A 6,000-nucleotide genomic window follows, 5' to 3' on the forward strand; every position below is an offset into this window, starting at 1 on the left:
CTTTCGACGGAAACGATCCAGGCATGCGCAAGCCCCCGTGTCGCGCCCTCTGGCTGGCCCTGGGCCTCGCTTTGGCCCTTCCCGCGCCCGTGCTTGCGCAACGCACGGTCGGCAGCAAGGCCGAGCAGGCGGATGCGAAGAAAAAGCTCGACGACGTACGCTCACGCATCGACGAGGTGACGCGCGAGCAGCGTGACACCGCCAACCAGCGCGACAGCGCCAATGCCGCCCTGGCCAGGCAGGCCGAAGCCGTGGCCGCGGCCGCCCGTGCCGTGCGCGAGGCCGACGCCGCCCTGGCCGAGAAGGAACACGACCTGGCCCAGCTGGCCGAACAGCGCGAGGCGATGAAGAAGACGCTCGACCGCCAGCGTGCGGCGCTGGATGATCTTCTGCGCGCCGCCTATACGTTGGGCCATGGCTCTGACCTGCAGATGCTGCTGGGCGACCAGGATGTCGATCGCATCGCCCGCGCGCTGGTCTATTCGAAGTACTTCCAGGAAGACCGCGTGGCCCGCATCAAGGGCCTGCTCGCGGAACTGGCCAAGCTGCAGGACATCGAGGCGGCGATCGCCACCGAGCAACAGGCGTTGAAGGCCCAGCGCGCCGAACGCGAGACGAAAGTGGGCACGCTCGAGAAACAACGCACCGACCAGCAGAAGCTGGTGGCCGAGGCGAACGCGCGGCTCAACGACCAGGGCAAGAAGATCGCTTCCCTCAAGCAGGACGAGCAGTCGATGAATGCGCTGGTGGACCGCCTGCAGAAGGTTATCCAGGAGGCGCCGGTGGTATCCGCACCCTCGGCCGAACCCGGCAAGCCTTCGGCCAACATCCGCGGCGACCTGCCCTGGCCGGCAGCTGGCGCGGTCCGAGCGCATGGGCCGGGCGTGTCCATTGCCGCCACCCAGGGCAGCCCCGTGCATGCCGTGGCGCGTGGCCGGGTGGTCTACGCCAGCTTCCTGCGTGGCTACGGCATGCTGGTGATCCTGAACCATGGCGACGGCTGGATGTCCCTCTATGGCAACAACGAAACCCTGCTGCATGGCGTGGGCGATACCGTGGAGGCCGGCCAACCGGTGGGCACGGCGGCGTCACCTTCGTTGAGTGACGGCGGCGTTTACTTCGAGCTGCGCCAGGGCGGCAAGCCGGTGGACCCGGCCAGCTGGCTGTCCAGGCGCAGGTAACGCGCCGTGCACGCGCCCCCATTACCATCAGGGCCTTGAACCTGGAGATCCGCATGCGTCTTTCCCCGCCCGGCCAGCCCGCCCGCAAGTTCCTGCGCCTGGCCGCGCCTGTGCTGTTGCTGATCGCCGTCCCCGCGCTGGCCCAGGTGCCCCAGCCCGATGCCCCGGCCGCGGGCGCCAGTGTGCTGCCTCCGCCGTCGATGAAGGGCGGACCGGCGTCAGCGTCCACGTCCGGCGAGGCTTCGCTGGACGACATCCGCAACTTCACTCGCGTCTACCAGATCGTCAAACAGGCCTATGTCGAGAAAGTGGACGACAAGACCATCATGAAGGCCGCCATCGGCGGCATGGTCACCGGCCTTGATCCCCACGCCGAGTACCTGGACAAGGACGGCCTGGACGAGCTCTCCGAGGACACCACCGGCCAGTACAGCGGCCTGGGGATAGAGGTACTGCAGGGCGACGGCGAGCTGCGCATCGTGGCGCCGATCGACGACACGCCTGCCTCGCGCGCCGGCATCAAGCCGGGCGACCTGATCGTCAAGGTCGATGGCGTGCCGGTGGATCCGCAGAACATCGACGAAGCCTACAAGAAGCTTCGTGGCCCGCCGGGCAGCAAGATCGTGCTCACCATCCTTCATGAGAAATCCGATAAGCCGATCGACATGCCGCTGGTGCGCGAGCGCATCGCCGTCACCAGTGTCAAGGTGCGCGAACTCGCGCCGGGTTATGCCTACATCCGCGTCTCGCAGTTCCAGGAAGACACGGCGACCGACGTCGAACGGAAGCTTGGCGACCTGATCAAGAAGAACGGGCCGCAGAAGGGTGCGGTGCTGGATCTGCGTTCAAACCCGGGCGGCCTGCTTACCTCGGCCGTGGGCGTGAGCGACGCCTTCCTGGATTCTGGCGTGATCGTCACCACCCGCGGCCGCGTCCCCGATGCGAACCTGCATTTCGACGCGCATCCGGGCGACCTCCTGAACGGTGCTCCGATGGTGGTGCTCGTGGACAACGGCACGGCGTCGGCGGCGGAGATCGTCTCCGGTGCCCTGAAGGATCACCATCGTGCGCTGATCATGGGCCGGCGCACCTTTGGCAAGGGTGTCGTGCAGACGGTACTGCCCCTTGACGACGAGCACGCGGTGAAGATCACCACGGCCCGCTACTACACGCCCAATGGCACCTCGATCCAGGCCGAGGGCATCAATCCGGACATCACCCTGGCGGACCTTGCCGTCAACAAGAGCGAATCGCCGCCGCAGCTGATCGGCTCGGAAGCGGACCTGCCCAACCACCTGGCCAATGAATCGGTGGCGGCCAAGGGCGCCGCCGACGAAGACGACGGCAAGCTCGCCATCGCCGACTTCGCCCTGTCGCAGGCGCTGAACGTGGTGCGCGGGCTCTCGCTCGGTCGCTCACACGTTGCGGAGTCAGCACACTAGGCGGGGTCAGAGTTTTTACTCTGACCCCGAGCCCTACCTTGCCTCCAGGTCGGTCGGTGGCTTGATCAGGAAGCGCACCGCCAGCAGGCCCACTTCGTACAGCAGGCACATGGGCACGGCCAGCATCACCATCGACAACAGGTCCGGTGGGGTAATGAACGCCGCGATCGCAAACGCACCGACGATGGCATAGCTGCGGAAGCGGCTGAGCTTCTCCGCGTCGACCACGCCCACCGCCGCCAGGATCACCACCGCCACGGGCACCTCGAAGCACAGTCCGAAGGCCAGGAACATCAGCATGACGAAATCGAGGTAATGCGTGATGTCCGTCATCATTTCCACGCCGTCAGGCGTAACGGCGGTGAGAAACTTGAACGCCGCCGGCAACACGATGAAATACGCGAACGCGCAGCCGGCATAGAACAGGAATAGCGCGGCCACCAGCAGCGGCCGGGCCAGGCGTTTCTCGTGCCGGTACAGGCCGGGGCTTACGAACGCCCACAGTTGGTACAGGATCATCGGCATCGAGATGAACAGCGCGGCCCATAGCGCCAGCTTCAGCGGCGTGAAGAATGAGCTTGCCACTTCCGTGGCGATCAGGTGCGCGCCGGCGGGCAGGCGTGCCACCAGGGGCGCGGCGAGCTCGGTATAGAGGCGGTTGGCGATCGGGATCAGCGCCATCAACACCAGGAACAGGGTGACGACGGCCCGGAGCAGTCGGGCACGCAGTTCCACCAGATGGGAAAACAGGCCTTCCTCGACAGGATCGTCGGACGACGGTCCGGGTTCACTTGCTGACATCGGGGCCTTCCGAATCCATGGGTGCTGCAGGCAGGCTGCCATGTGGCGCTTCGGCACGCGGTGCGTCGACATGCGGCACTTCGACAGGGGTGTCCGCCGCGTGGGCCACGTCTTCCCTGCCACCGCTGAGCGGTTTGCCACGCATCACGTCGCCGGCCTCGGCAAAGGTGCCGCGCACCTGCTGATTGACCTCGCTGACCGTACTGCGCAGGTCGTCGTGCGGCTGGCGGGCGCGCTCGGCGGCCTCGCGCAGGTTGCGCTTGATTTCCTCCGCCTGGATTTCGCGCTCCACCTCGGCACGCACACTGTCCCAGCCGGTACGCACGCGACGCAACAAGGCGCCCGCCGTACGGGCGGCATGGGGAAGCTTTTCCGGGCCCAGCACGATCAGCGCGATGATGGCCAGCAGGAGCAGCTTGCCGAAGCTGATCTCGATCATGACGGGTTGACGCGGTTAGTTCGAGCGGTCGCGCTCGGCGCGCGCTGCATCGGCGGCGGCCTTGGCGGCGTCGGCTGACGGCGGCACCTGCTCGGCCGGCGGATCGGCGCGCAGCTGCTCGGCAGCCTGGCGCTTGGCTTCTTCATCGCCATCCAGGCCTTTCTTGAAGTCGCGGACGGCGCCGCCGAGGTCCGAGCCGATGTTGCGCAGCTTCTTGGTGCCGAAGATCAGCACGACGACCACGACGAGCAGGACAATATGGATGGTGCTCATGGGACAAACCTCGATGACAGCGTGCCCGCGAAGCGGCGCGGGCGACGCGCGAAAGTAAGATGACTAGTGCTGAGTGTACTCTTCCAGCCTGTCACGAAAATCGACAATCGGTGTAGGCACATTGCTGACACCGCCTTCAAAAATCCTACGTGGCGTCACGCCGCTGCCGTAAATGGCTGTATTTGCATCGTAATCGATGCGCATCGCGGAGCCATCCAGGGCGACGCCGGCGAACAGGCCACGCGAACGCGAGTATGAATATATCTCGGCCTTCATCTGGCTGTCGGTGGCCGCGGTGGCCGTACGGCCGACTGGCCCCGCCGCCGCCGAGGCGTCCGCGCCCAGGGTGAACTTGCCGTTGACGATGGAATCCACGCCGCGCTGGGTGCGGAAGACCAGGATCACATCGGTGGAGGAAATGCCCGCCTGGAAACCCACGCTGCCGCCGGTAAGGGTAACGAAGCTGGGGTTCGACCAGGCGCCGTCCGGGCCCTTGACCGAGATCAGGCCTTCGCCGCGGCGGCCACCGAATACCAGGCCCGCCTTGACCATGTCGGGAATGACGGCAATCGCGTGGGCGTCGCGCAGAAGGTCGGTGGGAATGCCCTTGTCGGGCGCCTCCATGATCTCCTTCAGCACGCGTACGGCGTTGCGCGCACGGACGTCGGGCGGGTCTTCGGCATGTACGGCGGCGAAGGGGGCGGCGACGAGGGCAAGGACGACAAGGAAACGGGCGAACGGCTTGACCATGGGGACGAGACTCCTTTTCGGGGCGGCGTGAGGCGGGTGCGGCATCGGGCTGCACGGCCTGCACGAAGTCGCTATGGCAGACTGCACTGTCCCAGATCAGGCCCCAGCCTCATGCCAGGCAGCAGCAACTATACCGGCCTTGCCGGCCATTCCCACGCCACCGCGCCGGCCATTGGCGTGCTGCTGGTTAATCTTGGTACACCTGCCGCGCCCACGGCGGCGGCGGTGCGTCCTTACCTGGCGCAGTTCCTCAGCGATCGGCGGGTCATCGAATACCCCCGGCTGCTTTGGCTGGCCATCCTGCACGGGGTGATCCTCCGCATCCGCCCCAGCCGCGCAGCGCGCGCCTACGGCCGCATCTGGACGGCGCAGGGCTCGCCCCTGCGCGTGCTGAGCGAAGCCCTGGCCGAGCGCCTGGCGGCCACGCTGCCCAGCCTGCGGCCCGGTCCGATCCGGGTGGAATTGGCCATGCGCTACGGTACGCCCGAAATTTTCCAGACCATTGTGCGGATGCAGCGCGAGGGTGTGCGCCGATTGCTGGTGCTGCCGCTGTACCCGCAGTACTCGGCCACGTCCACAGGTTCCGTGCTCGATGCCATCGCCGACAGCGTCAAACGCCTGCGCTGGCCGCCGGAACTCCGAACGATCAACGATTATCACGACCGTCCAGGCTACATCGCTGCACTGGCGGACAGCGTGCGTGCGCACTGGGCCCAGCACGGTCGCGGCGAAATCCTGTTACTGAGTTTCCACGGCATTCCCGAACGTTATGTCAACGCGGGCGATCCCTACTACGACCAGTGCATGGCCACGGCGCGCCTTCTTCGCCAGGCGCTGGGCCTGGCCGATGGCGAAGCCATCACCAGCTTCCAGTCACGCGTGGGCCGTGAGCGCTGGTTGCATCCCTACACCGACGAAACCGTGCGCGAACTCGGCCGCCGGGGGCTCAAGCGCGTGGATGTGATCAGCCCGGGCTTTGCCGTGGATTGCCTGGAAACTCTGGAAGAAATCGCCATGCAGAACGCGGAGTTCTTCCGCGAGGCCGGCGGCGGCACACTCAGCTACATCCCCTGCCTCAATGACGGCGATGCGCACGCCACGATGCTTTCCGGGC

Annotated in this window: 7 protein-coding genes; 3 read left to right on the top strand and 4 right to left on the bottom strand. The window is 66.4% G+C overall.

Annotated features, from left to right (window positions below; all coding sequences use genetic code 11):
• Positions 1-23 precede the first annotated feature (23 nt).
• Positions 24-1,181, top strand: a complete 1,158-nt coding sequence (locus VK519_RS01905; RefSeq protein ID WP_414692676.1) for a murein hydrolase activator EnvC family protein — start codon at positions 24-26, stop codon at positions 1,179-1,181.
• Positions 1,182-1,234: 53 nt separating this feature from the next.
• Positions 1,235-2,623, top strand: coding sequence for a S41 family peptidase (locus tag VK519_RS01910; protein WP_324347127.1), 1,389 nt, complete (start codon positions 1,235-1,237; stop codon positions 2,621-2,623).
• A 33-nt stretch (positions 2,624-2,656) separates the two neighbouring features.
• Here VK519_RS01910 and tatC read toward each other — a convergent pair whose 3' ends face one another.
• The 4 genes from tatC to VK519_RS01930 form a co-directional block, all read right to left on the bottom strand.
• Positions 2,657-3,424, bottom strand: coding sequence for a twin-arginine translocase subunit TatC (gene tatC, locus VK519_RS01915; protein ID WP_324347129.1), 768 nt, complete (start codon positions 3,422-3,424; stop codon positions 2,657-2,659).
• Entirely contained in the window at positions 3,411-3,863 is a 453-nt protein-coding gene (tatB, locus tag VK519_RS01920) for a Sec-independent protein translocase protein TatB (protein WP_324347131.1), read from the bottom strand. Before tatB ends, tatC begins: the two co-directional genes overlap by 14 nt.
• Before the next feature lie 15 nt (positions 3,864-3,878).
• The gene (locus VK519_RS01925; RefSeq protein ID WP_324347133.1) at positions 3,879-4,136 is read right to left on the bottom strand and encodes a twin-arginine translocase TatA/TatE family subunit; all 258 of its coding nucleotides are present in this window, start codon (positions 4,134-4,136) and stop codon (positions 3,879-3,881) included.
• A 63-nt stretch (positions 4,137-4,199) separates the two neighbouring features.
• Positions 4,200-4,886 carry a lipid-binding SYLF domain-containing protein gene (locus VK519_RS01930; RefSeq protein WP_324347135.1) on the bottom strand — a complete coding sequence of 229 codons (687 nt, stop codon included), beginning with the start codon at positions 4,884-4,886 and terminating at the stop codon, positions 4,200-4,202.
• A 111-nt stretch (positions 4,887-4,997) separates the two neighbouring features.
• Between VK519_RS01930 and hemH the strand changes: the two genes are divergently transcribed.
• Positions 4,998-6,000, top strand: a 1,003-nt coding sequence (hemH, locus tag VK519_RS01935) for a ferrochelatase (protein ID WP_324347137.1), incomplete at its 3' end; no start/stop codon positions are given.

This window comes from Pinirhizobacter sp. (assembly GCF_035317885.1).
Taxonomy (GTDB): domain Bacteria; phylum Pseudomonadota; class Gammaproteobacteria; order Xanthomonadales; family Rhodanobacteraceae; genus Pinirhizobacter.

Bases quoted from the DNA above. Each gene is read 5' to 3' on its own strand.
- VK519_RS01905 (WP_414692676.1), top strand. From the start codon at position 24: ATGCGCAAGCCCCCGTGTCGCGCCCTCTGGCTGGCCCTGGGCCTCGCT.
- VK519_RS01910 (WP_324347127.1), top strand. From the start codon at position 1,235: ATGCGTCTTTCCCCGCCCGGCCAGCCCGCCCGCAAGTTCCTGCGCCTG.
- tatC (WP_324347129.1), bottom strand. From the start codon at position 3,424: ATGTCAGCAAGTGAACCCGGACCGTCGTCCGACGATCCTGTCGAGGAA.
- tatB (WP_324347131.1), bottom strand. From the start codon at position 3,863: ATGATCGAGATCAGCTTCGGCAAGCTGCTCCTGCTGGCCATCATCGCG.
- VK519_RS01925 (WP_324347133.1), bottom strand. From the start codon at position 4,136: ATGAGCACCATCCATATTGTCCTGCTCGTCGTGGTCGTCGTGCTGATC.
- VK519_RS01930 (WP_324347135.1), bottom strand. From the start codon at position 4,886: ATGGTCAAGCCGTTCGCCCGTTTCCTTGTCGTCCTTGCCCTCGTCGCC.